The organism is Microcella alkaliphila (assembly GCF_004216855.1).
Lineage (GTDB): Bacteria > Actinomycetota > Actinomycetes > Actinomycetales > Microbacteriaceae > Microcella > Microcella alkaliphila.
Map to the genome: position 1 here is coordinate 112,712 of NZ_SGXT01000017.1, position 24,208 is coordinate 136,919.

The 24,208-nt window shown below is 69.2% G+C and carries 25 protein-coding genes; 7 read left to right on the top strand and 18 right to left on the bottom strand.

The genetic code is table 11. The features are described 5' to 3' along the window. Nucleotides 1–71: 71 nt before the first annotated feature. The 4 genes from EV140_RS10585 to EV140_RS10600 are packed head-to-tail and all read left to right on the top strand — an operon-like array spanning nt 72 to nt 4,057. Nucleotides 72–1,400 carry a branched-chain amino acid ABC transporter permease gene (locus EV140_RS10585; RefSeq protein ID WP_241971414.1) on the top strand — a complete coding sequence of 443 codons (1,329 nt, stop codon included), beginning with the start codon at nt 72–74 and terminating at the stop codon, nt 1,398–1,400. A 6-nt stretch (nt 1,401–1,406) separates the two neighbouring features. Further along, nucleotides 1,407–2,387, top strand: a complete 981-nt coding sequence (locus tag EV140_RS10590) for a branched-chain amino acid ABC transporter permease (RefSeq protein WP_130283964.1) — start codon at nt 1,407–1,409, stop codon at nt 2,385–2,387. 7 nt (nt 2,388–2,394) lie between these two features. Next, nucleotides 2,395–3,309: an ABC transporter ATP-binding protein gene (locus EV140_RS10595; protein WP_241971415.1), complete on the top strand. Its 915-nt coding sequence runs from the start codon at nt 2,395–2,397 to the stop codon at nt 3,307–3,309. Further along, complete coding sequence (locus EV140_RS10600) at nt 3,281–4,057, top strand: ABC transporter ATP-binding protein (RefSeq protein ID WP_130283739.1); 777 nt, start codon at nt 3,281–3,283, stop codon at nt 4,055–4,057. Before EV140_RS10595 ends, EV140_RS10600 begins: the two co-directional genes overlap by 29 nt. 267 nt (nt 4,058–4,324) lie before the next feature. Here EV140_RS10600 and EV140_RS10605 read toward each other — a convergent pair whose 3' ends face one another. The 4 genes from EV140_RS10605 to groES form a co-directional block, all read right to left on the bottom strand. Next, nucleotides 4,325–5,596, bottom strand: a complete 1,272-nt coding sequence (locus tag EV140_RS10605) for an ABC transporter substrate-binding protein (RefSeq protein WP_130283741.1) — start codon at nt 5,594–5,596, stop codon at nt 4,325–4,327. Between the two features lie 230 nt (nt 5,597–5,826). Further along, nucleotides 5,827–7,125, bottom strand: coding sequence for an ABC transporter substrate-binding protein (locus tag EV140_RS10610; protein WP_130283743.1), 1,299 nt, complete (start codon nt 7,123–7,125; stop codon nt 5,827–5,829). 95 nt (nt 7,126–7,220) lie between these two features. Continuing rightward, nucleotides 7,221–8,171 (bottom strand): EamA family transporter RarD, encoded by a 951-nt coding sequence (rarD, locus tag EV140_RS10615; protein WP_130283745.1) that lies wholly within the window; start codon nt 8,169–8,171, stop codon nt 7,221–7,223. Between the two features lie 79 nt (nt 8,172–8,250). Continuing rightward, nucleotides 8,251–8,547 carry a co-chaperone GroES gene (gene groES, locus EV140_RS10620; RefSeq protein WP_096420604.1) on the bottom strand — a complete coding sequence of 99 codons (297 nt, stop codon included), beginning with the start codon at nt 8,545–8,547 and terminating at the stop codon, nt 8,251–8,253. Between the two features lie 140 nt (nt 8,548–8,687). Here groES and EV140_RS10625 point away from each other — a divergent pair, with 140 nt between their 5' ends. After that, nucleotides 8,688–9,866, top strand: a complete 1,179-nt coding sequence (locus EV140_RS10625; RefSeq protein WP_130283747.1) for a class I SAM-dependent methyltransferase — start codon at nt 8,688–8,690, stop codon at nt 9,864–9,866. Here EV140_RS10625 and EV140_RS10630 read toward each other — a convergent pair. The 9 genes from EV140_RS10630 to glmS form a co-directional block, all read right to left on the bottom strand. Beyond that, nucleotides 9,801–10,040: a hypothetical protein gene (locus tag EV140_RS10630; RefSeq protein WP_130283749.1), complete on the bottom strand. Its 240-nt coding sequence runs from the start codon at nt 10,038–10,040 to the stop codon at nt 9,801–9,803. The genes EV140_RS10625 and EV140_RS10630 overlap by 66 nt on opposite strands. A gap of 6 nt (nt 10,041–10,046) precedes the next feature. After that, entirely contained in the window at nt 10,047–10,472 is a 426-nt protein-coding gene (locus tag EV140_RS10635) for a DUF4190 domain-containing protein (protein ID WP_130283751.1), read from the bottom strand. A gap of 93 nt (nt 10,473–10,565) precedes the next feature. Then, nucleotides 10,566–11,621: a tRNA (adenosine(37)-N6)-threonylcarbamoyltransferase complex transferase subunit TsaD gene (gene tsaD / locus EV140_RS10640; protein ID WP_130283753.1), complete on the bottom strand. Its 1,056-nt coding sequence runs from the start codon at nt 11,619–11,621 to the stop codon at nt 10,566–10,568. Beyond that, on the bottom strand, nt 11,618–12,100 hold the full coding sequence (gene rimI, locus EV140_RS10645) for a ribosomal protein S18-alanine N-acetyltransferase (protein ID WP_241971416.1): 483 nt from the start codon (nt 12,098–12,100) through the stop codon (nt 11,618–11,620). Before rimI ends, tsaD begins: the two co-directional genes overlap by 4 nt. After that, nucleotides 12,097–12,732 (bottom strand): tRNA (adenosine(37)-N6)-threonylcarbamoyltransferase complex dimerization subunit type 1 TsaB, encoded by a 636-nt coding sequence (gene tsaB, locus EV140_RS10650; RefSeq protein WP_130283755.1) that lies wholly within the window; start codon nt 12,730–12,732, stop codon nt 12,097–12,099. The genes rimI and tsaB overlap by 4 nt, the downstream gene beginning before the upstream one ends. 9 nt (nt 12,733–12,741) lie before the next feature. Next, nucleotides 12,742–13,296 carry a tRNA (adenosine(37)-N6)-threonylcarbamoyltransferase complex ATPase subunit type 1 TsaE gene (gene tsaE / locus EV140_RS10655; RefSeq protein WP_277871111.1) on the bottom strand — a complete coding sequence of 185 codons (555 nt, stop codon included), beginning with the start codon at nt 13,294–13,296 and terminating at the stop codon, nt 12,742–12,744. After that, nucleotides 13,293–14,387, bottom strand: coding sequence for an alanine racemase (alr, locus tag EV140_RS10660; RefSeq protein ID WP_198674428.1), 1,095 nt, complete (start codon nt 14,385–14,387; stop codon nt 13,293–13,295). The genes tsaE and alr overlap by 4 nt, the downstream gene beginning before the upstream one ends. After that, nucleotides 14,384–14,740 carry a holo-ACP synthase gene (locus tag EV140_RS10665; protein WP_130283757.1) on the bottom strand — a complete coding sequence of 119 codons (357 nt, stop codon included), beginning with the start codon at nt 14,738–14,740 and terminating at the stop codon, nt 14,384–14,386. Before EV140_RS10665 ends, alr begins: the two co-directional genes overlap by 4 nt. 35 nt (nt 14,741–14,775) lie before the next feature. After that, entirely contained in the window at nt 14,776–16,626 is a 1,851-nt protein-coding gene (gene glmS, locus EV140_RS10670; protein ID WP_130283759.1) for a glutamine--fructose-6-phosphate transaminase (isomerizing), read from the bottom strand. A 55-nt stretch (nt 16,627–16,681) separates the two neighbouring features. On the opposite strand from glmS, the gene coaA reads away from it, so the two are divergent. After that, nucleotides 16,682–17,659: a type I pantothenate kinase gene (coaA, locus tag EV140_RS10675; RefSeq protein WP_130283972.1), complete on the top strand. Its 978-nt coding sequence runs from the start codon at nt 16,682–16,684 to the stop codon at nt 17,657–17,659. On the opposite strand, the gene glmM is transcribed toward coaA, so the two are convergent. The 4 genes from glmM to EV140_RS10695 all read right to left on the bottom strand — a co-directional run bounded on the left by glmM (nt 17,656) and on the right by EV140_RS10695 (nt 21,057). Next, the gene (gene glmM, locus EV140_RS10680) at nt 17,656–19,017 is read right to left on the bottom strand and encodes a phosphoglucosamine mutase (RefSeq protein WP_130283761.1); all 1,362 of its coding nucleotides are present in this window, start codon (nt 19,015–19,017) and stop codon (nt 17,656–17,658) included. The genes coaA and glmM overlap by 4 nt on opposite strands. 21 nt (nt 19,018–19,038) lie before the next feature. Then, nucleotides 19,039–19,521, bottom strand: coding sequence for a 30S ribosomal protein S9 (gene rpsI, locus EV140_RS10685; RefSeq protein WP_130283763.1), 483 nt, complete (start codon nt 19,519–19,521; stop codon nt 19,039–19,041). 32 nt (nt 19,522–19,553) lie between these two features. Next, nucleotides 19,554–20,000: a 50S ribosomal protein L13 gene (gene rplM, locus EV140_RS10690; protein WP_096420579.1), complete on the bottom strand. Its 447-nt coding sequence runs from the start codon at nt 19,998–20,000 to the stop codon at nt 19,554–19,556. A gap of 130 nt (nt 20,001–20,130) precedes the next feature. Further along, nucleotides 20,131–21,057 carry a tRNA pseudouridine synthase A gene (locus tag EV140_RS10695; protein WP_241971417.1) on the bottom strand — a complete coding sequence of 309 codons (927 nt, stop codon included), beginning with the start codon at nt 21,055–21,057 and terminating at the stop codon, nt 20,131–20,133. A gap of 66 nt (nt 21,058–21,123) precedes the next feature. On the opposite strand from EV140_RS10695, the gene EV140_RS10700 reads away from it, so the two are divergent. Next, nucleotides 21,124–23,097 (top strand): acyltransferase family protein, encoded by a 1,974-nt coding sequence (locus tag EV140_RS10700; protein ID WP_130283765.1) that lies wholly within the window; start codon nt 21,124–21,126, stop codon nt 23,095–23,097. Nucleotides 23,098–23,109: 12 nt separating this feature from the next. On the opposite strand, the gene EV140_RS10705 is transcribed toward EV140_RS10700, so the two are convergent. Further along, nucleotides 23,110–24,171: a GNAT family N-acetyltransferase gene (locus tag EV140_RS10705; RefSeq protein WP_130283767.1), complete on the bottom strand. Its 1,062-nt coding sequence runs from the start codon at nt 24,169–24,171 to the stop codon at nt 23,110–23,112. Nucleotides 24,172–24,208: the final 37 nt, after the last annotated feature.

The following is a 24,208-nucleotide window of genomic DNA, read 5'->3' on the forward strand; positions in this document are numbered from 1 at the left end:
TCAATGCTGACGGACCGGGCCGCCTGGCCCGCGGGGCTGCGCGCCTCGACCCGAAACGACCTGGAGGTTTCGTGGCACACGCTGCAACCACACCGACGAGCAGGCGCTGGCCTCGGCTCGTCGCGACCCTGCTGGCGCTGCTGTTCAGCGCGGTGGCGCTCATGTCAGCCGCGCCGGCTCACGCCGCATCGCAAGTGGGGATCGACGAGAACGACTACCGAGTGAGCGGCATCGTCCGCCTCGACGGCGACCCCCTCGAGGGCATTCGCATCACCGTCGAGGGCCCCGGCCAGTCGGCCGAGGCGATCACGAACGCCGAAGGCCGCTGGGCCATCGGCGTTCCCGAGCGCGACACCTACGTCGTCACCCTCGACGAGTCGACCCTGCCCGAGGGCATCGCGGTCGTCGACGAGACGGGCGAAGATGAGACACCCAATTCGCGCGAGGCGACCGTCGGCCCGAGTGGCAGCGTCGTCGCGAACTTCTTCATCGGCGAAGGCGAGCGGGCCACGACGAACGTGGGTGGCCAGATTCTCGACCGCCTCTTCCTCGGCCTCAACTTCGGCCTGCTGCTGGCACTGGTCGCGATCGGTCTCTCGCTGGTGTTCGGTACAACCGGCCTCAGCAATTTCGCGCATGCCGAGTTGGTCGCGTTCGGCGCGATCATGCTGCTGGTTCTTTCGGTGTTCCTCGAGCTGCCGCTGCCGCTCGCGATCCTGATCGCACTGCTGCTCAGCATGGCCATGGGGTGGGCGAACGACGCAGCGCTATGGAAGCCGCTGCGGCGCCGCGGAGTCGGACTGATCCCCATGATGATCGTCTCGATCGGCCTGTCGTTGGCTGGTCGCTACCTGTACCAGTTCTTCATCGGCGGCGAGACGCGGCAGTTGCCCTACGCAACGACGACGGCGCTCAATACTGGCTTCTACGGCTTGAGTGTGATCGACATTGCGTCCATGGCCATTGCAATCATCGTTCTGCTGGCCGTCGCGTTCTTCCTCCTGCGCACGCGCCTCGGAAAGGCGACGCGCGCCGTCAGCGACAATCCGGCTCTGGCCGCCGCATCCGGCATCGACGTCGACCGTGTGATCCGCATTGTCTGGGTCATGGCCGGTGGCCTCGCAGGCCTCGGTGGCATCCTCTGGGCCTACTTCCGACCGGGTGTGAGCTGGGACATGGGCTTCCAGATCCTGCTCCTCACCTTCGCCGCGGTCGTGCTCGGCGGACTCGGTACCGCGTTTGGTGCCCTCATCGGGTCGATCATCGTCGGCCTGTTCGTCGAGATGTCGACCCTCGTGATCGCTGCAGACATGAAGTACGTCGGTGCCTTGGTGGTCTTGATCGTCGTGCTACTGGTGCGACCTCAGGGAATCCTGGGCCGCAAGGAACGGATCGGCTAAGACATGATCGACTGGATTCAACTTCTCGGTAACTCCGCTCAGCAGATCCTGAGCCCCGTCACGGCGGCGTACGCGCTCGCCGCTCTCGGCCTCGCCATCCACTTCGGATACACCGGCCTGCTGAACTTCGGGCAGGCGGGCTTCATGGCCCTTGGCGCCTATGGCTACGGCATCTCGACGCTCACGTTTGGTTTCCCCTGGTGGGCGGCCCTGCTCGTGGGTGTGGGCGTGTCGATCATCTTCGCCTTGATCTTGGGTGTGCCCACGCTGCGACTGCGCGCTGACTACCTGGCAATCGTGACGATTGCGGCGGCCGAGATCGCGCGATTGTTCTTCACGACAAACACTTTCGTTCAGTACACGGGCTCGGCCAACGGCCTGCAGGGGTACAAGGGCAGCTTCGAAGAGGTGAACCCGATCCCGCCCGGACGCTACGGCTTTGGCCCCTTCACCTACAACGAATACGACTGGTGGGTTCGCATCTTCGGGTGGGGCCTCGTGATCATTGCCGCTCTCATCACGTGGCGCCTGATGAAGTCGCCCTGGGGCCGCGTCATCAAGGGAATCCGAGAAGACGAGGATGCCGTACGCGCCCTTGGCAAGAACGTTTACTTCTACAAGATGCAGGCTCTCGTTCTCGGTGGCGTCTTCGGGTCGCTCGCCGGCATGGTGTTCGTCCTCCCCCGCGCGATTGTTCCGTCGAACTTCCAGCCCACGCTGACGTTCTTCATCTACGCAATTCTGCTGCTCGGGGGCGCCGCCACGGTGCTCGGCCCGATCGTCGGCGCGATCGTGTTCTGGGTGGCGCTGAGCTTCTTCTCCGGGTTCGTTGCCCGCGCAGTCGAGGTCGGCTGGCTGCCCTTCATGTCAACGGTTCAGGCCGGCCAGTTGCAGTTCATCCTCGTCGGCATCGTGATCATGCTCTTGGTGATATTCAGGCCACAGGGCATGTTCGGAAACAAAAAGGAGCTGGCCTTTGTCAAGTAACGACGCCGTGCCCTCGAGCACGCCCACCAAAACCTCCGGCCTGCACATCGGCGAACCCGCTCCCGGGGTGAAGAAAGTCGATCCGATCATCGTCGCCGACCACATCAAGCGCTCGTTCGGCGGCCTCACCGCCGTTGACGTTGAGCACCTGGAGATCCCGCGCGGCGCGATCACGGCGCTGATCGGGCCAAACGGTGCGGGCAAGACGACGCTGTTCAACCTGCTGACCGGCTTCGACAAACCCGACACGGGTGAGTGGACCTTCGACGGCAACAGCATCGCCGGGGTGCCCGCCTTCAAGGTGGCCCGTCGCGGTCAGGTGCGAACCTTCCAGCTCACGAAGGCCCTCGGCCTGCTCACCGTTCTCGACAACATGAAGTTGGGCGCGAAGGGTCAGAGCGGCGAGAGCCTGACGAAAGCGATCTTCCCGTGGTTCTGGCGCAAGGAAGAGGAGGAAATCGAAGCGCGCGCGCTCGACCTGCTCGCCCGCTTCAAGCTGGATGCCAAGAAGGACGACTACGCCGCGAGTCTCTCGGGCGGACAGCGCAAGCTGCTCGAGATGGCCCGCGCCCTGATGAGCGAGCCCACGCTGGTCATGCTCGACGAGCCCATGGCCGGGGTGAACCCTGCGCTGACGCAGTCGCTGCTCGACCACATCTTGAACCTCAAGACCGAGGGCATGACCGTGCTCTTCGTCGAGCACGACATGCACATGGTGCGCCACATCGCCGACTGGGTTGTGGTCATGGCCGAGGGCAAGGTCGTGGCGGAGGGTGACCCACACGAAGTTATGAAGAACCCCGCCGTGATCGACGCCTACCTCGGCTCGCACCACGACGAAGACCTGGGCGAGCTCGACCCGAGCATCACCGAAGCAGTGAAGGAGCTGGCGGATGACGACGCCGACGAAATCAAGCACTGAGGCCGGCGGCGCGGTCGTCGACGACCGCAAGGTCGTCGTCCACGTCGACAACATCACAGCGGGCTACCTTCCCGGTATCAACATCCTCACCGACTGCTCTCTGACCGCACGCGACGGCGAGTTGATCGGCATCATCGGGCCGAACGGCGCCGGCAAGTCGACGCTCTTGAAGTCGATCTTCGGTCTCGTGAAGGTGCGCTCGGGGTCGATCTCGCTCTACGGCGACGACATCACGAACCTCAAGTCGAACAAGCTCGTGGCAAAGGGTGTCGGCTTCGTGCCACAGACGAACAACGTCTTTCCGACGCTGACGATCGAAGAGAACCTTCAAATGGGTATTTTCTTGCGCCCGAAGGACTTCTCGCACCGGCTCGAATTCGTGGTCAACATCTTCCCTGAGCTCGGCAAGCGTCTGCAGCAGCGGGCCGGATCGCTCTCGGGCGGCGAGCGACAGATGGTCGCCATGAGCCGCGCGCTCATGATGAGCCCCGAGGTGATCCTGCTCGACGAGCCGAGCGCGGGCCTCTCGCCGGTGCGTCAAGATGAGGCGTTCCTGCGCGTGAAGGAGATCAATAAGGCCGGCGTGACAACCATCATGGTCGAGCAGAACGCGCGCCGCTGCTTGCAGATCTGCGACCGCGGCTACGTGCTGGACCAGGGCAAGGACGCGTACGAGGGCACCGGCCGTGAGCTACTCAACGACCCGAAGGTCATCGGGCTGTACCTCGGCACCCTCGGGCAGGAATAGCGCCGCAGAAGGCCGCACAGAGCCGCAGACGGGGCGGGCCCCACCGTGCGGGGCACCGCTCGGCATGCATTGCGGGCGGTGGAGCGAGGGCGCGGGCGGGCACGCGCATGGGTCCACCCGGCCGGCTGGGCGGCCGGCGGCGAGGTAGGCCGGGCGGCATGCCCACGCGTGCCTCACGACCGGTCCCGAGAAGCGGGAAAGGAAAGGGGCCCCGGGAGCGAACTCCCGGGGCCCTCGTTCAGTCGATCAGACCGAGTGACGAGTCACTTAGTTGATGCGGCTGTAGGTGTTGTCGGCGTTGTACTGGTAAATGCCGATGGTCGCCTCAGTCGGGTCACCGTTCTCATCGAAGGTGATCGGGCCGGAGGGGCCGTCGTAGTCGATCGCTCCGCCACCGGCGAGGATCTCAGCACACTCGGCGAACGAGAAGCACTTCTCGCCGTCACCCGAGCCACCCGAAACAGCCTGCAGTTCGCCGGCCATCGCGCTCGCGTCGGTCGAGCCCGCGGCGAGGGCAGCGAGCGCCAGCAGCACGACGGCGTCGTACGACTCAGCGGCGTAGCTGAACTCGGTGAGGGCCGGGTCAACCTCGAGCAGGCGGTCCTGGAAGTCGCCGAGGGTCTCAATGTCGAGGCCGGGCAGCGTGCCCTTGGCGCCCTCGATCAGACCGTCTTCGAACTGGCCAGAGTAGTCGGCGAGGTTACCGTCGACCAGGTAGAGCTGCTCGCCCGAGAAGCCCGCGTTGACGAGGGCCGGCAGGGCGAAGGTCGCCTGGTCGAAGGTGATGACCGCAACGGCCTCAGGAGCCGCGGCCGACAGCGCCGAGACCTGAGCGTCGACGCTGGCGTCACCCTCGTTGAAGAGTTCCTCCGAGACGACGGTTCCACCGGCGGCCTCGAACGTGTCTCGCAATGCGGCTGCGAGGCCTGTGCCGTATGCATCGTTGAGCACGAGCATGCCAAGTGACTGCGCTCCATCGGCCGCAATTTCAGTACCGAGCACCTCACCCTGCAGCAGGTCGCTGGGGGCGGTACGCCAGTAGAGGCCGTTGTCGTTGTAGTCAGTGAACGCCGGCGAGGTGTTCGCGGGCGAGAACTGAATCACGCCAGCACCGGTGATCTGGTCGATGATGGTCAGCGACACGGCGGACGACGCCGCGCCAATGATGGCCGACACGTCCTGCGAGAGCAGGTCGGTGACCGACACGGTCGCGATGTCGGTGGTGGTGTCACCCGAGTCACGGAAGATCGCCTCGACGGTGATGCCCGCGTTCGCCGCGTTGACTTCCTGGACGGCGAGAGCAACGCCGGCTTCTTCGGGCGGGCCGAGGAAGGCGAGAGCGCCCGACTGCGGCAGGACCGTTCCGACGCGCAGGGTCAGGTCTTCACCCGGGGTGGTGGGGGTCGAGTTGTCAGCTGGCTCGGGTGCTTCCGACTCTGCCGCGCAACCAGCCAGCACAAGCGCGCTGACGGCGAGGAGGCCGGCGCCTCCGAGGGCAGTGCGGAACCGCGAGCGGGAGGCCGTGATGAATACGCCCATGGTGCTCCTTGGGTTTCGTGTGTTCAGGACACAGCAATGGATTCATTGCCGTGTCCTCAACGTACGGGGCGAATCGACGTCACACAATACGTACGGGTTACATCCCTGTAACGGCCAGAAACGTTACGTAACGCGGGATGCACGCACGGTTTCCGCGCGGAACGCCCGGTTCACGCGACGAATTCCGCATGTGCATCCCTTCGCGGTTGAGCGGTTCCGGATGCGCGTGATCAGTTCGTGAGGAGGTTCCCGTCGCGCACCGGTCGATTCTCATCGGTGTACACGGCCAGGCCGAAGGCCGCCTCGTCGAGATCACCGTCGACGCGCATCCCGAGCGGGCCCGAGAGCCCTTCGTAGTTGAGCCCCGCGTCGGGCTCGTCGATGAGGAATTGCAGGCACTCGCCGTAGCTGGTGCACGGCGCCCCCTCACGCGCCACCTGCGGGAGGCCGGCGATGATGGATGCTCCCCCGTCGTCGCCGATCACGGTCGCCGCGAGGGCGGCCAACAGTACGGCATCGTAGGCCTCCGGAGCCCAGCGGAACCCGCCGAGGAACGGGTCGGCGAAGCGCAGGCGTTCGACGAACTCGTCGTCGGCGTCGGCGCCGAGGAGCGCGCCTCGCGCGCCCTCGAGCGCGCCCGCGTCGAGCGACCCCGAGTAGTCGGCCGCGGCCGCGGAGGCGAGCCAGAGGCTCGCCGGGCTGAGGCCGGCGTCGAGGAGGTCTGCGAGCATCCCGGCGGTGACGTCGGCGAGCGCGACGCTCGTCGCGACGATGACGGCGTCAGCGTCGGCGACGGTGCTGGCCGCGCTGGTATCCGATGCCGTGACGGTGACGACGGTGGACGAGGCGGCGTCGCTCGCTGCGGCGGCGTCCGCCACGCCGTCGGCGATCGCCTCCCCGTAAGCGTCATCGGATGCGATGACGGCAATGCTCGACGCCCCGTCGGCCACGACGGCCTGGCCGATCGTGAGGCCTTGCAGGTAGTCGGTGGCAACGACGCGGGCGAAGAACCCCTCGTCGGCACCCGCGAGCTCGCCCGTCGCACCCGTCGAGATGAGGGCGACGCCGGCCTCGGCGGCGAGCGGCAGCGCCTGCTCGACGAGGGCGTCGCCGAACGGACCAATAACGACGTCGACGCCGCGCTCGACGAGGTCGGCGAAGGCCGCCTCGAGCTGGTCGCCCGGCTCGCCGCCCGAGTTGCGGTGGAAGACGGTCACGGGCTCGTCGAGCACGCCGCCGTTGTCGTTGAGTTCACGCACGGCGACCTCGACGGCGGCGATCTGCGCGGCCGCGAGGCCCGCGGTGTCGCCGTCGGTCGGCAGCAACGTGCCGATCACCAGGCGGCCGTCGCCGCTCGGCGCGACCTCGCGGAAGGGGGTCGGCGACGGGGCGGGCTCGGTCGGCACCGGCATGGGCTCGTCGGTCGTGCACCCGGTTAGCACGAGGGCGGCCGCCGCGAGCGCGGCGGGCAGCGCGAGTCGCGCAGCGCGGTGGGGGTGCGAGCGGCGAACGTCAGCGGTGCAGCGCATCAGGGTCCTTCCCGGAAAGTCTCTAGCGCCGGAAGACTACCCGCCCGCGGGCGTCATCGGGGCGAGCCGTGCGGGCGTCACGCTTCGTACATCGTTCACACCGTTTGCACCGGGCCCGTCAACGGCGCGGGGTCGGCGGCCGCGCCGCGCAGGGCCCGCCGCCGCTGGCGGACGGCGTCGGCGGTCAGCACCATGAGGGCGACCCAGACGAGAGCGAAGCCGACCCAGCGCTCGAGCGGCATCGGTTCGAGCATGACGAACACGCCGAACAGGAACTGCAGGATCGGCGCGAAGTACTGGAAGAACCCCAGAACCGTCAGCGGCAGGCGTCTGGCGGCGGCCGCGAACAAGAGGAGGGGCACCGCGGTCACCACTCCCGCGAGTCCCAACAGCACGCCGTGGCCGAGACCCTCACGCCCCATCGTGAGCCCGTCGAAGAACAGGGCGACGACGATAAGTTCGGCGACCGCGAGGGGCACGAGCCACGCCGACTCGAGGGTGAGGCCCGCGACCGCCGTGACCTGCCTGCCCATGCGGTTTTTGACGAAGCCGTAGAAGCCGAACGAGAAGGCGAGCACCAGCGCGATCCAGGGCAGCCGGCCGTAGCCGACGGTCAAGACGATGACGGCGACGACGCTGATGCTGACCGCGACCCACTGCACGGGCCGCAGGCGCTCACGGAGGAAGATGACGCCGAGCGCGATCGACACGAGCGGGTTGATGAAGTAGCCGAGGGCCGCCTCGACGATGAACCCGTTGAGGGACCCGTACAGGTACACGTGCCAGTTGACGCCGATCAGGACCGCGGTCACGGCGCTCAGCCCGAGCAGGCGACGATCACGGACGATCCCGGCAAGCAGGGCCAGGGTGCGTGTCGCGGTCAGCAGGATCAGACAGAAGACAAGCGCGAGCAGGATTCGCCAGGCCACAATCTCGATCGCCCCGGAGGGTTGCAGCGCGATGAAGTAGACCGGCAGAAGGCCCCAGAGCCCGTACGCACCGACGGCGAAAGCAAACCCCCGGCTCTTCTCGCGCTGGTCGCTCACATCGTCACTCTAGGCGAGGAAACGAAAGGCCCCCGACCGCGAGGGTCGGGGGCCTGATTCGTGGATGCGCGGGGTGCGCTTAGCGGACGACGACCGCCAGCACGTCGCGAGCCGACAGCACGAGGAACTCCTCGCCGCCGTACTTGACCTCGGTGCCGCCGTACTTCGAGTACAGCACGCGGTCGCCGACGGCGACGTCGAGCGGGACGCGGTTGCCGTTGTCGTCAATGCGGCCGGGACCGACGGCGACGACCTCGCCCTCCTGGGGCTTTTCCTTCGCAGTGTCGGGGATCACGAGACCCGACGCGGTGGTCTGCTCTGCCTCGACCTGCTGGATGACGATGCGATCTTCGAGCGGCTTGATGGAGACCGACACGGTTGACCTCTTCTTTCTTACGACGATGAGGGAAGTAATTGGCACACTCGATGGTCGAGTGCCAGAGATAACTGTATCGAAGGCGTTAGCACTCATGCAATCCGAGTGCCAGCCGGCGGCGAACTGGCAGGATCGCTCGTATGGATGCGGCCGACTTGCGCGAGCTATTCACCTCGGAGGCGCTGCGCCTGCTCGACACGCTTCCCGAGTCCGACTCCCCCGCTGACGCCGTCGCACTCGTCTCTGCTCTCCGGAAGGAGGGACACTCGGCCGCGCGCGTCGCCGCCGTGCTCACCCAGTACCGACTTCGCCGAAAGGCTCGTGCCAAGTTCGGCCCCTTCGCCGACCGCATGCTGTTCACCGAAGCGGGGCTCGAGCAGGCCTCGCGCCTGCGGGTCGCCGCCCAGCACGCGGGCCGTTTCGCGCGCGCCGGTCTCACCCGGGTCGCCGATCTCGGCTGCGGTGTCGGCGGCGATGCCCTCGCGCTCTCCTCGCTCGACCTCGCCGTCACGGCGGTCGAGCGCGACTCCGTCACCGCCGCCGTCGCCGGCTACAACCTCGCGCCGTTTCCGAACGCGTCCGTCGTGAATGCCGACATCGCCGATATCGACCTCGCCGACGTCGACGCGCTCTGGCTCGACCCGGCCCGCCGCTCGGGTGCTCGCAAGTTCAGCCGTCCCGATGACTGGTCGCCGTCACTCGAGGTCGCACTCGACCTGTCGCGGCGACTGCCCACCGGCATCAAGCTCGCCCCCGCAATGGACCGCGGCCTCATTCCCGACGGCCACGAAGCGCAGTGGGTGAGCGACGGCGGTGACGTCGTCGAGGTCGTGCTCTGGTCGGGGGCGCTCGCCCGCGATGGTATCCGCCGGGCGGCCCTCGTGCTCGCCGGCGACGGCAGTGCCCACGAGCTCACGGCGGCGGCGGACAGCGCCGACGAAAAGATGGGCTCCCTCGGCGAGTACCTGTACGAGCCCGACGGGGCCGTCATTCGGGCGCGGCTTATCGGAGACCTGGCGCGGTCTCTGGATGCTCGCCCCGTGCATCCGACAATCGCCTACCTGTCGAGCGATCACCTCATGCCCACGCCGTTCGCCGCCGCCTTCCGCGTGCGCGAAACGTGGCCCCTAAAGAAGGCCGTAATCGCGCGCGGCCTCGCCGAGCGGGGCATCGGCACGGTCGAGATCAAGAAACGCGGGGTCGACATCGACCCGGCCGAGTTCCGGAAGGCGCTGAAGCCGAAGGGGGACGCGTCAGCGACGCTGATCCTCACCCGGGTCGGAGCCGAGCGGGTCGCCCTGCTCGTCGACCGCGTCTGACCGCGCCCCCGACGCGCCGGGCGGAGGCACGACCTCGCGGATCGAGCGACCCTTCACGAGGCGATAGACCACCCGCACGACGATCGTCGCCACGATGACGAGGATCGCGCCAAGGAAGATCCACTGCCCGACGGTTGCGAACGACACCGCCAGGCCCGGTGCTGCGGCGACCATCGCGGGCTAGAAGCTGCCGGCGGTTCCGAGCGCGCCGAGGCCGATGAAGAAGAACAGCACCGGAATCAGCAGCAGGAGGCCGATCAGAATCGACAGGGCGAGCCCGACGTAGCTCGTGATCAGACCGCCGAGTGCGAGGCCGCGAGCGTGCGGTTCACGCTTCAGCGCCATGTGCCCCGTGACGACACCCGCGACCGCCGGCAGCAGACCGAGACCGAAGAAGAACGACAACACGACACCGGAAATGCCGGTGACGAGCGACACGATCGAGAGCGTCTGCTTGGGGGCCGCGGGAGCACCACCATAAGCGGGACCCGCTGCGGGCGCTGCGGGCGGCGGTGCGTAGGGGTTGCCAGCAGCAGGCTCGGGCGTGACGTCGGCAGCAGGCTCGACGGGTTCGTCGGGGCTGGCGGGGGGCGTGGTGGTCGCCATGGTCGCTCCTTCAGTCGTGGGGCGGGAATGCTCGCGCGCATCCCGCTCTTCGACCGTACCGAGTGTGACGGCGGCGCGCGACCCCGCGAACCCTCAGGCTTGGACGACGGTAACGGGCAACGTCGAATCGGCGGCAACGTCGAGCGACGACGGCTCATGCCCGGCCATGATGCGCTGTGCGGCGATGGCCGCGATCATCGCCCCGTTGTCGGTGCACAACGACAGCGGCGGGATGCGCAGGGCAACCCCCGCGGCCTCCGCCCGCTCGGCGGCCAACTCACGCACGCGGGCATTCGCCACCACTCCCCCACCGAGCAGCAGGCGGGGCACACCGAGATCACGGCACGCCGCGATCGCCTTGGCGGTGAGCACGTCGGCGACCGCCTCACGGAAGGAGGCCGCAATGTCGGCGACGGGTACGTCGAGGCCGTCGTCGCGCATCCGTTCGACGTGGCGGGCAACGGCAGTCTTGAGCCCTGAGAACGAGAAGTCGTAGCGGTGCTTCTCAAGGTCTTTGGGCAGCGTGAGGCCGCGCGGAAAGCGCACTGCACGGGGGTCGCCCGTCGCCGCCGCCCGGTCGATGTGCGGCCCGCCCGGGTAGGGCAGGCCGAGCAGACGCGCCACCTTGTCGAAGGCCTCGCCCGCCGCGTCGTCGATGGTCTCGCCCAGCAGTTCGACGTCATGCGTGAGGCTGCGAACGTGCAGCAGGCTCGTGTGCCCGCCCGAGACGAGGAGCGCGATGGTGGGAAGCTCGAGCTCGCCCTCGTCGTCGCGCAGAAGGTCGGCGCCGACGTGCCCAACCAGGTGGTTGACGGCGTAGAAGGGTTTCTCGAGCGCGACGGCGAGCGCTTTGGCGGCCCCCACACCGACCATCAGGGCACCTGCGAGCCCCGGCCCGCTCGTCACGGCGATCGCGTCGACGTCGGCGAGCGCGACTCCCGCCGTCTCGAGCGCCTGCTCGATCGTCGGCGTGAGCGCTTCGAGGTGTGCGCGGGCCGCAACCTCGGGGACGACACCGCCGAAGCGGGCATGCTCGTCCATCGAGCTGGCGATCGTGTTGGCGAGCAGCTCGGTGCCGCGCACGATGCCGACTCCGGTCTCGTCGCAGCTCGTCTCGATTCCGAGGACGAGCGGGTTGTCCGTGTTCACGCGACCCCCTCAACCGGTGCGATGTTCGCCCGCATGACCACGGCATCCACGTCGTCGGGCTGGTAGTAGCGGGGCCGCACGCCGATCTCGACGAAGCCGTGCCGCTCGTACAGGGCCCGGGCGCCCGGGTTGTCGGCCCGCACCTCGAGGAATACCTCGCGGGCGCCGCGACCGCGCGCCGCGGCGAGCAGCTGCTCGACGAGCAGGGTGCCGATACCGAGTCGTCGGTGGGTGCCGTCGACCGCGATCGTCTGAATGTCGGCCTGCTCGGCGCCGCTCGGCGCGCTCAGGCCGGCGTAGCCGACGAGCTCGTCATCGGAGTGCACCACGAGGTAGAGGGTGTGCGGCGAGGCGAGCTCGGCGAGCATGGCGTAGCGGCTCCACGCGTCGCCGGGGAAGGTCGCGGTCTCAAGCGCCATGATCGCGTCGAGGTCGCTCACCTCGGCGTCGCGCAGCCGGATGCTCGGGGCACCGGTCACGACGTCACCCTCTTCGGCCCCGTGGGCATCGTCACGTCGGGGGCGCGCAGGTAGAGCGGCTGCGGGTCGGGGAACGTCGCGCCCGCGGCGAGCCGTGCCGCCGCGACGTGCGCGAGCGCGGTCGCCGGAATCTCGGTCACCTCGTAGAGCACGACGCCCTCATCGGGCGCGAAGCCGAGCCGCGGTTCGAGACGCGCCGAGCGTACGACGCTCGGCACCGGCAGGGAGGCCGCGTACTCGGTGACGGCGACTTCGCGACGGCGGGCGTCAGTGACGACGCAGAAGCGGCCGGCCGCGACGCCGCCCTCGATGAGGTCGAGCGCGACGGCATCGTGGCTGGGCACCGGCAGCAGCGGCACCCCCCGAGCGATGGCCACGGCGCGGGCGGCGGCGATGCCGACGCGCAGGCCCGTGAACGGGCCGGGACCGATGCCGGTGACGACGCCGGTCAGCGGATCGGCGTTACCGCCGGCCGCCTCCGCGTCGGCGCCGGCAAGCACCTCCGCGAGGAACGGCCCGATCACTTCCGCGTGCCGACGCGTGTCCGCCGTCGAGCGCTCGGCAAGGACGCGGCCATTTCCGGCCACGGCGGCGACGGCCGTGCCGGCAGACGTGTCGATGGCGAGCAGCACGAGTAGAGCCTAGGCAATCGCGCTGAGCAGCTCGGCGCCGCGGGGGCCGACCGCGCGAAAACGCACGATGCGCGGTTCGGCGAGCACAGCATCCGGATCAATGTCCTCGTCGGATGCTCGGGGCGCCTCCCCGACGCCCGCCCCGCCGCCGACGGGCCGCTCGATGACCAGCTCGAGCCACTCGTCGCAAATGGCGTCGACGAGGCCGGCACCCCACTCGATGACCGTGATGGACGCGGCCAGGTCGAGGTCGAGGTCGTCAAGTTCGGCGGCGTCGGAGAGTCGGTAGGCGTCGACGTGCACGAGGGGCGCGCTCGCCTCGCGAGGGTGGGTGCGGGCGAGCACGAAGGTGGGGCTGGTGACCGCGCCGCGCACACCGAGTGCCTCGCCGAGGCCGCGCGTGAAGGTGGTCTTGCCCGCCCCGAGCTCGCCGGTGAGCACGAGCACGTCGCCCGCACGCAACTGGGCCGCGACGCGGGAACCGAACGCGTGCATGGCCTCGGGGTCGGCGATGGTCAGGGCTGCGGGGTGCGGTGAGCCCATCGCTGCGGGCGCGCCCGTCATGCGCGGGTTCTCGTGACGCGGCGACCCAGGCGGGTGACGATCTCGTAGCCGATCGTGCCGGCGGCGTCGGCCCAGTCGACCGCCGAGGGCGCCCCGGTGCTGCGGGGGTCGCCGAAGAGGATGGCGCGGTCGCCGACGGCCACGGGCTGGTCGCCGGCGTCGACGACGAACTGGTCCATGGCGACGCGGCCGACCACGGGCATCCGGTGGTCGCCGACGAGGACGGAGGCGCCGTCGGTATGACGCGGAATTCCATCGGCGTAGCCGAGCGGCACGAGCGCGAGCGTCGTGGGTCGCGCTGTGCGGTAACGGTAGCCGTAGGAGACGCCGCTGCCGGCGGGCACGCGCTTGACGTGCACGATCTCGGCGCTGAGCTCCATCGCGGGGGTGAAGGGCAGCTCGCGATGGTGGTCTTCGGGCGGCAGTCCGTAGATCGACATGCCGAGCCGAACCATGTCGTAGCGCGCCGCGGGGTGATCGAGGGCACCGGCCGACGCGGCGAGGTGACGCAGCCCCGGGTCGAGGTTCGCGGCGCGCACGGCGTCGACGAACTCTTCGAACGCGACGATCTGCGCGCGGTCCTCGTCGGGCGACGTGTTCGACAGGTGGCTGAAGACACCTCCGAGACGGAGGCCGTCGTGGTGCACGGCGTGGGCGAGCTCGTCGACGAACAGAGCCCACTCGTCGCGGGAGACGCCGTTGCGCGACAGCCCTGTATCAACCTTCACGTGGATGGTGCCGCGGTGCCCCGCGTCGGCGGCCTGGCGCAGCTGCGCGACCGAGTTGACGCCGACCATGATGCCGGCCTCCGCCGCAGCGGCAAGGTCGGCGCCGCTCGGGTGGATCCACGCGAGCACGGGGGCGTCGATACCGGCAGCGCGCAGCTCGAACGCCTCCTCGAGGTCGGCGACGCCCAGCATGTCGGCGCCCGCTTCCAGAGCGGCGCGTGCCGCGAGGATGGCGCCGTGCCCGTAGCCGTCGGCCTTCACCACGGCCATGGCACGCGGGGCCGGGGCGAGTTTGCGCATCACCTCGACGTTCTGCGCGATCGCCTGGCGCGAGATGCGCGCCTCGCGGAAGGGCCGGCTCACGGCGCCGTCTCCGCCACCACGAAGGCGATCGCCGCCCCCGCGTCATGCGACATCGACACGTGCAGTCGCGCGATACCGCGAGAGAGCGCGATCTCGGCGGCGCGACCACTCAGGGCAACGTCGGGATTGCCCTCATCATCGGAGACGATGCGCATGTCGTGCCAGCGAACACCGTCGGTCGCGCCGAGAGCCTTCATCACCGCTTCCTTCGCGGCGAATCGTCCGGCGAGCGAGCGCACCGGGCGGTCGCGTTCCGACTCGGCAAAGAGCCGCTCTCGCAGCCCGGGCGTGCGGGTAAGCGCGCGGTCGAAGCGGGCAAGGTCGACGATGTCGACACCCACTCCGACGATCACCGCACCCTCCCGCCCGTACCGAAACGACCCGCGGCCTACTCGACCGTGACCGACTTGGCGAGGTTGCGCGGCTGATCGACGTCGAGACCCTTTGCCGCGGCGAGTTCCATGCCGAAGAAGTGCAGCGGAACAACGGCGAGCAGCGGCTCGAAGAACGGCGACGCGAGCGGAATGCGGATGACCTCGTCGGCGTGCGGCAAGACGGCGACGTCCCCGGCCTCGGCGATCGCGATGACGCGCGCACCACGGGCGCGAATCTCTTGGATGTTCGATACGACTTTGGCGTGCAGTGAACGCTCATCGCGCGGGCTCGGCACGATCACGAACACGATCTGGCCGGGCTCGATCAACGCGATCGGACCGTGCTTCAGCTCGCCGGCGGCGAACCCTTCGGCATGGATGTACGCGAGCTCTTTCAGCTTCAGCGCACCTTCCAGCGCGATCGGGTAGCCGACGTGGCGGCCGAGGAACAGCACCGAGCGGGTGTCCGCCATCCAGTGGGCGAGTTCGGCGATGCGCTCGCCGCTCGCGATGACGTCGCGAAGCTGGTCGGGCACCTTCTGGAGGTCCGCGACGAGCGCGCGAACAGCATCCGCCGCAAGCGTCTCGCGCACCTGCGCGAGTTGCAGTCCGAACAGATAGCAGGCGGTGATCTGCGCGACGAACGCCTTCGTCGAGGCGACCGCGACCTCGGGGCCGGCATGGGTGTACACAACGGCGTCGGACTCGCGCGGGATCGTCGCTCCCTGCGTGTTACAGATCGACAGCGTGCGCGCGCCCTGCTCGCGGGCGTACTTGACCGCCATGAGCGTGTCCATCGTTTCGCCCGACTGGCTGATCGACACGACCAGCGTGTTCGGCGACAGCACCGGCTCGCGATAGCGGAACTCGTGGGCGAGCTCGACGTCGACGGGCACGCGCGCCCACTGCTCGATGGCGTACTTGCCGACCATGCCGGCGTACGCGGCCGTGCCGCAGGCGATGATGAGCACGCGGTCTATCGAGCGCAGTACGTCGTCACCAAGGCCGTCGAGCTCGGGAATGTGTACGAGGCCGTCCGTCACCCGGCCGCGGATCGTGTTGGCCACCGCGTCGGGCTCTTCGCTGATCTCCTTCGCCATGAAGCTCGACCAGCCACCCTTCTCGGCGGCGGAGGCGTCCCAGTCGACCTCGAACCGGCGCGACTCGACGGGGTTGCCGTCGAAGTCGACGACCTCGACGCTGCCTGGTCGGATCGTGACGAGCTGGTCTTGGCCGATCTCCATGGCCTGCTTCGTGTAGGCGACGAACGCGGCGACGTCCGAGCCGAGGAAGTTCTCGCCCTCCCCGAGGCCCACCACGAGCGGAGAGTTGCGGCGAGCGCCGACCACGACGTCGGGCTCATCGGCGTGCACCGCGAGCAGGGTGAACGCACCCTCGAGGCGGTTGACGACGGCGAGCATCGCGGCGGTCAGGTCGTGGGTGTCGCGGTACGCCTCGCCGACGAGCAGCGCGGCGACCTCCGAGTCGGTCTCGCTCGCGAACGTGTGGCCGCGCTCAGTGAGCTCGGCCTTCAGCTCGCTGAAGTTCTCAATGATGCCGTTGTGAATGAGCGCGAGCTTGCCGCCGTCACCCAGGTGAGGGTGCGCGTTGCCATCAGTCGGCCCGCCGTGCGTTGCCCAGCGCGTGTGGCCGATGCCCGTCTGGCCGTCGGCGATGGGATGCGCGGATAGCTCGTCGGTGAGGTTGCCCAGCTTGCCAGCACGCTTCGCAGAGCCCAACCCCCCGTCCGGAGTCAGCACGGCAACCCCGGCCGAGTCGTAGCCCCGATATTCCAGTCTCTTCAACCCACCGAGGAGCACCTCAATGCTGCCACGGTGACCGACATATCCCACGATTCCACACATGTGCTCGATTCTAGGGCGCGAGGGTCAGGCGGCCGCCCGCGCTACTGTGGTGGCGATGGTCGAGGCGCATCCCGCCCCCGGGCGCGAGAATGGCGCCGGCGCACCGTCGCGCGATCAGAGCCCCTTCGTCGAGCTCGACCGCGACCGGTGGTCGGCGCTCGCCCCGGCGACCCCGCAACCGCTCACCGAACACGAGTTGATCGGCCTGCGGGGCCTCGGAGACCAGCTCGACCTGCGCGAGGTGGCGGAGGTCTACCAGCCGCTCAGCCGATTGCTGAACCTCTACGCCGCGGGCGCCCGTGACCTGCACACGGCGACACGCGAATTTCTCGGCGACCGCGGCCCGCGTACGCCGTTCGTCATCGGGGTCGCCGGGTCGGTCGCCGTCGGCAAGTCGACCATCGCGCGCCTCTTGCGCGAGCTCCTGTCACGGTGGGACGACACCCCTCGCGTCGAGCGCGTCACCACTGACGGATTCCTGCTGCCGACGGCCGAGCTCTCGCGGCGCGGCATCCTGCACCGCAAGGGGTTCCCCGAGAGCTACGACCGTCGGACGCTGTTGCGGTTCGTGTCACGCATCAAAGCGGGCGCCGAGGAGGTGCGAGCACCGGTGTACTCGCACCTGTCGTACGACATCATCCCCGGCGCCGAAATCATCGTGCGCCGTCCCGACATCCTGATCGTCGAGGGCCTGAATGTCTTGCAGCCGCCTGGACCGGGCGCATCCCTCGCGGTCAGCGACCTGTTCGACTTCACCGTCTATGTGGATGCCCGCACGAGCGACATCGCCGACTGGTACGAACAGCGCTTCCTCAAGTTACAACGAGGCGCCTTCAGTGACCCGCGCAGCTACTTCCACCGCTATGCGAGCCTCAGCGAGGACGAGGCGCGCATCACGGCGCGGCGCATCTGGGGCGACATCAACGAGCCGAACCTGACGCAGAACATCCTGCCGACGCGCGCCCGCGCATCCCTCGTCTTGCGGAAGGAACGCGACCACACCGTGTCCACCGTGCTGCTGAGGAAGATTTAGACGGCCAGTTCGGCTTTGACCACCGCGGCGAGGCGGTCGGCCATCTCCCGGGCGGTCGCGTCGTCCGCGGCCTCGACCATGACGCGGATCATCGGCTCGGTTCCGCTCGCGCGCAGCAGCACGCGGCCGCTGTCACCGAGCTCCGCCTCAACCTCGGCGACCGCCGCGGCGATTCCGTCGTGACCCTCAAGCCTGGTGCGGTCGACACCGCGCACGTTCTCGAGCACCTGCGGGAAGACGGTCATCACCGAGGCGAGTTCCTCGAGGGTCTTCCCGGTGCGCGCCATCTCCGCGGCAAGCTGCAGGCCGGTCAGAATGCCGTCGCCCGTGGTCGCGTGGTCGCTCATGATGAGGTGGCCCGACTGCTCGCCGCCGAGCGACAGCCCATGCTCGGCGAGCGCCTCCAACACGTAGCGGTCCCCGACCTTCGTCTCGACCAGTTCGATGCCGTTGCTACGCATCGCGCGCTTCAGGCCGAGGTTGCTCATCACGGTGACGGCGAGCGTGTCCTTAGCGAGCAACCCGCGACGCTTCATCGACAGCGCGAGGATCGCCATGATCTGGTCGCCGTCGACGACCTGGCCCCGGGCATCCACGGCGAGGCAGCGGTCGGCGTCGCCGTCGTGGGCGATTCCGAGGTCGGCGCCCACCTCCACGACTGCACGCTGAAGCGGGGCCAGATAAGTCGAGCCCACGCCGTCGTTGATATTGAGCCCGTTCGGATCAGCGCCGATAAGGGTCACGCGAGCGCCCGCATCAGTGAAGGCCTGGGGGGAGACGGCCGACGCGGCTCCATGCGCGCAGTCGAGCACGACGTGCAGACCGGCGAGCGACACGTCAACCGTCGACAGGAGATGAAGGAGGTATCGATCCTCCGCGTCAGCGAAACGGCGAATGCGCCCTACACCCCCGCCGACGGGGGCCAGCTTCTGCTCCTCCAATGCCCATTCGATGCGGTCTTCGACCTCGTCAGGCAACTTGGTTCCGCCGTAGGAGAAAAACTTGATGCCATTGTCGGGCATGGCGTTGTGAGAGGCCGACACCATCACGCCGAAGTCGACGCCTGCGTCGCTCACGAGGAAGGCCGCGGCCGGCGTCGGAATGACTCCCGCGTCGAGCACGTCGATGCCGCTCGAGGCAAGCCCCGCGGCAACAGCGGCCGTCAGAAACTCGCCCGAGACACGCGGGTCGCGTGCGACCACCGCGGTCGGGCGCTTGCCCTGTGCGCGCAACTCGTCAGCGTGACGCCCCTGGGTCAGGACCCACGCAGCAGCCTGAGACAGGCCGAGGGCCAGCCCGGCGGTGAGATCGCCGTTGGCCAGCCCTCGGACCCCGTCGGTACCGAATAAACGGCCCATGATCGGGATGCTCGTCTCGGGTTAGCGCTTCGAGTACTGAGGCGCCTTGCGGGCCTTCTTGAGACCGGCCTTCTTGCGCTCGATGACGCGGGCATCCCGAGTGAGGAAGCCGGCCTTCTTGAGCGCCGGGCGGTTGTTCTCGCGGTCGATCTCGTTGAGAGCGCGCGAGATGGCGAGGCGCAGGGCGCCCGCCTGGCCCGAGGGGCCGCCGCCGGTGATGCGTGCCGTCACGTCGTAGCCGCCGGTCAGGTCGAGCAGCGTGAAGGGGTCGGTGATGAGCTGCTGGTGCAGCTTGTTCGGGAAGTACTCGTCGAGAGCGCGGCCGTTGACCGTGAACGCGCCCGAGCCGGGCACGAGGCGCACGCGGGCGATGGCCTGCTTGCGTCGTCCGACGGCCTGGCCGGAAACGGACAGGACGGGGCGGGGAGCCGACTCGGCCGCGGGGGCCGACGACTCGGTGGTGTAGCTCTCGGGAGCCACGTCGGTAGTGGTGTCGTTCGCCATGTGTTCTATACGTCCTTGGAAGCGGGGCCGCGTTACTGCGCGACCTGGTCGAGGGTGTAGGCCGTGGGCTGCTGCGCGGCGTGCGGGTGCTCGGCGCCGGCGTAGACCTTCAGCTTCTTGATCTGGGCGCGGCCGAGCGAGTTCTTCGGCAGCATGCCGCGGATCGCCTTCTCGACGGCGCGGACGGGGTTCTTCTCGAGCAGCTCGGAGTACGAGGTTGCCGTGAGGCCGCCCGGGTAGCCGGAGTGGCGGTAGGCCTTCTTCTGCTCAAGCTTCGACCCGGTCAGGGCAACCTTGCTCGCGTTGACGATGATGACGAAGTCACCCATGTCCATGTGCGGGGCGAAGGTCGGCTTGTGCTTGCCACGCAGGAGGGTGGCGGCGTGGCTGGCGAGTCGGCCGAGCACCACGTCGGTGGCGTCGATGACGACCCAGTTCCGCTGGATGTCAGCGGGGGTGGGGCTGAATGTGCGCGTCACAGTGCGTACTTTCTTGTCGAGGTGTTCGTGAATCCCGCTCCGGTGGGGGTTCTCGCGTCGATGACGGGGAAACGCCCGCGGTGGAGGGCTCAACTGGATGCCCGTCGGCGACGGACACCAAGGGGTTAGCTTACGGCAGTGGCGCGCCGTCGGCAATTTCGCGTTTTGCGCGGGTCTGCTGCGCTCGGGCGGCGAGCTCGTGATCGGGCGGGTAGCCAACCTCGACGAGGGTGAGCCCGTGGGGTGCGACGACGGGGAACAGGCTCGTGCGCACGGCCTCGTCACGCGCGGCGACGAGCTGCTCGACGCTCAGCGCGCCGCGCCCGACGGCGATGGCCGCGCCGACGAGCGAGCGGACCATCGAGTGGCAGAAGGCGTCGGCGCGCACGGTCGCGACGAGCACGCCGTCGTTTGTCTCTCGCCACTCGTACTGCTGCAGCGTGCGTACCGTGGTGGCGCCCTCGCGGGGCTTGCAGAAGGCGCCGAAGTCGCGAAGGCCGAGGAGGGCATCCGCCGCCGTGTTCATGGCGTCGAGGTCGAGCGTGTCGCGCACCGCGAGGGTGTCGTGGCGGCGCCGGGGGTCGCGCGGGGCGCGCCCGTCGGCGAGCCGATACTCGTAGCGGCGCCAGACGGGCGAGAAGCGCGCGTCGAACCCCGCGGGGGCGAGGGATGCGCGGTGCACGACGATGTCTCCGTCGCGTCCCACGATCCCTCCGAGCCGCCGCGCGAGCGCGTCGGCCGGGCTGAGGGCAGCGTGCTCTGTTCGCGCACCGCGGTCGGGGCGGGCGAGCGCGGCGAACCGTGCCGCGTCGAGGTCGACGTGCAGCACCTGGCCGGTGGCGTGCACGCCGGCGTCGGTTCGACCGGCGACGACCACGCGTGGCCGATCGTCGCCGTCCCGGCTGAACAGTGTGGCCAGGGCGGATTCGATCTCTCCTTGCACGGTGCGCAGGCCGGGTTGGGCCGCCCAGCCCGAGAACGCTGAGCCGTCGTACGCGAGGTCGATGCGCACGCGCACGGAACTCACCGCGTCGCCGCCTGTCTCCCGGTTATCCACAGCTGGCGAGTCTACGGCGCGTCGAGTTTGACGGCCCCTCTCACCCCGCGCGACCCTTGACGCACGATGTCTTCCAGCGCTCCACCTCTCGCTCTGCGCGGCCGGCTTCCCGGCCTCGACGCGCTGCGGGCGCTGGCGGTCATTCTGGTGCTGGGCTACCACCTGTTCCCCGGCCTGATCCCCGGCGGGTTCATCGGCGTGGACGTCTTCTTCGTTGTCAGCGGCTACCTCATTACCGCGCTGTTGCTGCACGAGCGTCGCCGAACGGGTCGCATCGCGCTGCGCGCGTTCTGGGCTCGGCGCGCGCGCCGACTGCTGCCCGCGCTCGCGCTCGTTGTCATGTCGACGGCAACCCTCGCGTCGCTGATCGGCGGCGACGTGCTCGTCGGTATGGGCTGGCAGCTGCTCGGCGCGGCGACGTTCACGAGCAACTGGGTGGCGATCAGCGCCGGGTCGAGCTACCTCGACCAGACGAGTCCCGAACTGTTCCGGCACCTCTGGTCGCTCGCCGTCGAGGAACAGTTCTACCTGCTGTGGCCGATCGCCGTGATCGCGCTGCTCGCGCTCCCCCTCCGGCGCTGGATGCTCGTGGCACTGCCGCTTGCCCTCGCCGCCTGGTCGGCGCTCGCGATGGCCGCTGCCGCGGGTGACCCGGCGCTCGACGGCGGCGCGGCCGCGTCGGCGGCCTACCTGTCGACGCTGACGCACGGCTTCGGCCTGCTCGCCGGCGCGGCGCTGGCGCTCGGACGTGACCCGCTCACGCAGCCCCGCGCGCTGCTGGGCCGCGCGTCGACGCCCGTCGGCGTCGCCGCGGTCGCGGGAGTGGTGGCGGTTGCGCTGTCGACGAGTATCGACGACCCGGGTGCGTACCGCGGCGGAATGGCGCTCGCGGTAGCCCTCACCGTGCTGGCGATCCTGTCGCTTGAGCGCCGCGAGTCTCTGGCCGCCCGTGTTGCCGAGTCGTCGCCGCTCGTGTGGGTAGGCGAGCGCTCCTACGGGCTGTACCTCTGGCACTGGCCCCTCTGGGTGTTGGGGCTTGCGCTCGTCCCCGGCCTCGACCGCACAGGGTCAGGGGCGTGGGGCCTCGGCGCCGCCGTGCTTGCGCTGTCGGTGCTGCTCGCAGCGGTCAGCTACCGTTTCGTCGAGCTGCCCATCCGCCGCCGCGAGTTGCTCGCGCCTGCCCGTGCGGCGGGCGGGAAGCGCGAGGGTGCCGCCGTCGCGACCGTCGCGGTGGCCCTGGCGCTGCTCGTCGCCGGCACGGGGGCCGCACTGCAGCGCTCGCCCGCGACGTCCGAGGCGGCAGACCTGATCGCCGCGGGCCAGCTCGCCGTCGACACGGCCGAGCAGCCGCGGAGTGCCGGCCCATCGCCTTCGCCGTCTCCCGATTCGGTGCCTGCGACGGCACCGCAACCGCCAACGGAGCCCGAGCCGGAGCCGGCGCCCGAACCGGCACCCGAATCCGATCCGGCTCCGGAGGACACCCCCGCTCCGCTGCCGACCGGGGACCAGATCATCGCCTTCGGCGACTCGGTCATGTTGGCGGCAGCCCCCGCGCTCATCGACGAATTCCCCGGCATCGCCGTCGACGCCACGGTCGGTCGGCAGATGTGGTCGATGCCCGAGGTGATCGAGGAGGCGGCCGCGGCCGGCGCGCTCCGCGATGTCGTCATCATCGGTGTCGGGGCGAACGGCCTCATCAGCCAGTCCGACCTCGACCGCGTCATCGGTGCCGTCCGCGACCGCGAACTGGTCGTCGTGACGGCCTCGGCTCCCCGCGGATGGATCGACGAGTCCAACACGCGTCTGCACGAGACGGCGCGGGCCTACCGCCAGGTGGAGGTCGCCGATTGGAACGCGACCATTTCGGGGCGTCTGGATTTGCTGGCAGGTGACCAGGTGCATCCCGGCCCGACGGGCAGCACGCTGTATTCGGCTGAGATCCGCGAGGCGCTGCAGAGGCTCGCCGACCTGCCCCCGCTGCCTCCTCCGCCAGACCCGAACCGCTACGACGAGAATCCGCACTGGCAGCGCCCGGTCTAGAGCCCCGCGCGCTCAGTACAGCCGGGGATACGCCACGTCGCGGGCGACCGCGGCGAAACCGAGCCGCTCGTACACGCCGAGCGCGCCCGTCGGGTTCGCCGTGTCGACATCGAGCACGGCCAGCTCGAGGCCTTGGGCGCGGTAGGCGCGCATGACATCGACGAGCAGCGCGCTCGCCAACCCTTTGCCGCGCCACTCGCGTACCGTCCCGACGAGGCCGATGTAGCCGCTCGATCGGCCCATGCGCGCCCAGTCTTCTTCGTTGACGTCGGTGGTGATGAATCCGACCACCTCGTCGCCGACGAGCGCAACGCGACTGAGTTCGGGACGGAAGGTGGGCAGACCCTGCCACGACTCCCACCCTTCGCGGGTGGCCGGCTGCGACCCCCAGTGGTCCGCGAAGGCCGCATTCTTTGCCGCGCGGGCGCCCTCGCTGAATCGGGGAGACCACGGCTCGAGGCGAACGCCGTCGGGCAGGTCGCGCGGTTCGAGGGCCGCGACGGCGAGCTCAGCGTGCAGGGTGGTGAAGTAGCGCGAGGGGCTGTACCCGGCACGCTCGAGCAGTCGCCCGTGTTCCGGCGAGCGATCGGCGGCGTACGACAGCACCCAACCGGGGTTCGAGACGTCGAGTTCGGCGAGCAGCTGCTCGGCGCGGGCGGTCTGCCAGGCGAGCAGTTGCCGGCCCAGGCCGCGACCGCGGTGTTCCGGATGCACGCCGCCGCTGAGCCAGACCCGCGCGTACTCGACGGGCTCAGGCGCGCGCATCGCCATCCCGTGCGCGATCATCCGGCCGTCGGCGTCTTCCGCCACGACGCTGTCGCGCGCGACATCGACGTACGAGTGGCCGAACGTCTCCGCGATCTCGTCGGCGGTTTCGCTCCAGTCGGGGTGGTCACGCGTCGCTATCGCGGCCAACAGGGTCGCGATCGCCTCGACGTCGTCGTCGCGAGTGGCGCGCCAGGCGACGCCCGCGGGCCCGGTCGGCTCGGGCAGCTCGGTGGCGGGGATGCGCGCAGACAGCGGGCGGGACGCATCGATCTCGCCCGCCCCGCTATCGATCAGGGAGTCGGTCACGCCGACAACAGTAGAGCCCCGCCCGGGTACCCGGGCG

Coding starts and splice junctions, on each gene's coding strand:
- EV140_RS10600 (WP_130283739.1), top strand. CDS start 3,281: ATGACGACGCCGACGAAATCAAGCACTGAGGCCGGCGGCGCGGTCGTC.
- EV140_RS10605 (WP_130283741.1), bottom strand. CDS start 5,596: ATGGGCGTATTCATCACGGCCTCCCGCTCGCGGTTCCGCACTGCCCTC.
- EV140_RS10610 (WP_130283743.1), bottom strand. CDS start 7,125: ATGCGCTGCACCGCTGACGTTCGCCGCTCGCACCCCCACCGCGCTGCG.
- EV140_RS10625 (WP_130283747.1), top strand. CDS start 8,688: ATGGATGCGGCCGACTTGCGCGAGCTATTCACCTCGGAGGCGCTGCGC.
- EV140_RS10630 (WP_130283749.1), bottom strand. CDS start 10,040: ATGGTCGCCGCAGCACCGGGCCTGGCGGTGTCGTTCGCAACCGTCGGG.
- EV140_RS10635 (WP_130283751.1), bottom strand. CDS start 10,472: ATGGCGACCACCACGCCCCCCGCCAGCCCCGACGAACCCGTCGAGCCT.
- tsaE (WP_277871111.1), bottom strand. CDS start 13,296: ATGACGGGCGCGCCCGCAGCGATGGGCTCACCGCACCCCGCAGCCCTG.
- glmS (WP_130283759.1), bottom strand. CDS start 16,626: ATGTGTGGAATCGTGGGATATGTCGGTCACCGTGGCAGCATTGAGGTG.
- coaA (WP_130283972.1), top strand. CDS start 16,682: ATGGTCGAGGCGCATCCCGCCCCCGGGCGCGAGAATGGCGCCGGCGCA.
- glmM (WP_130283761.1), bottom strand. CDS start 19,017: ATGGGCCGTTTATTCGGTACCGACGGGGTCCGAGGGCTGGCCAACGGC.
- rpsI (WP_130283763.1), bottom strand. CDS start 19,521: ATGGCGAACGACACCACTACCGACGTGGCTCCCGAGAGCTACACCACC.
- EV140_RS10700 (WP_130283765.1), top strand. CDS start 21,124: ATGTCTTCCAGCGCTCCACCTCTCGCTCTGCGCGGCCGGCTTCCCGGC.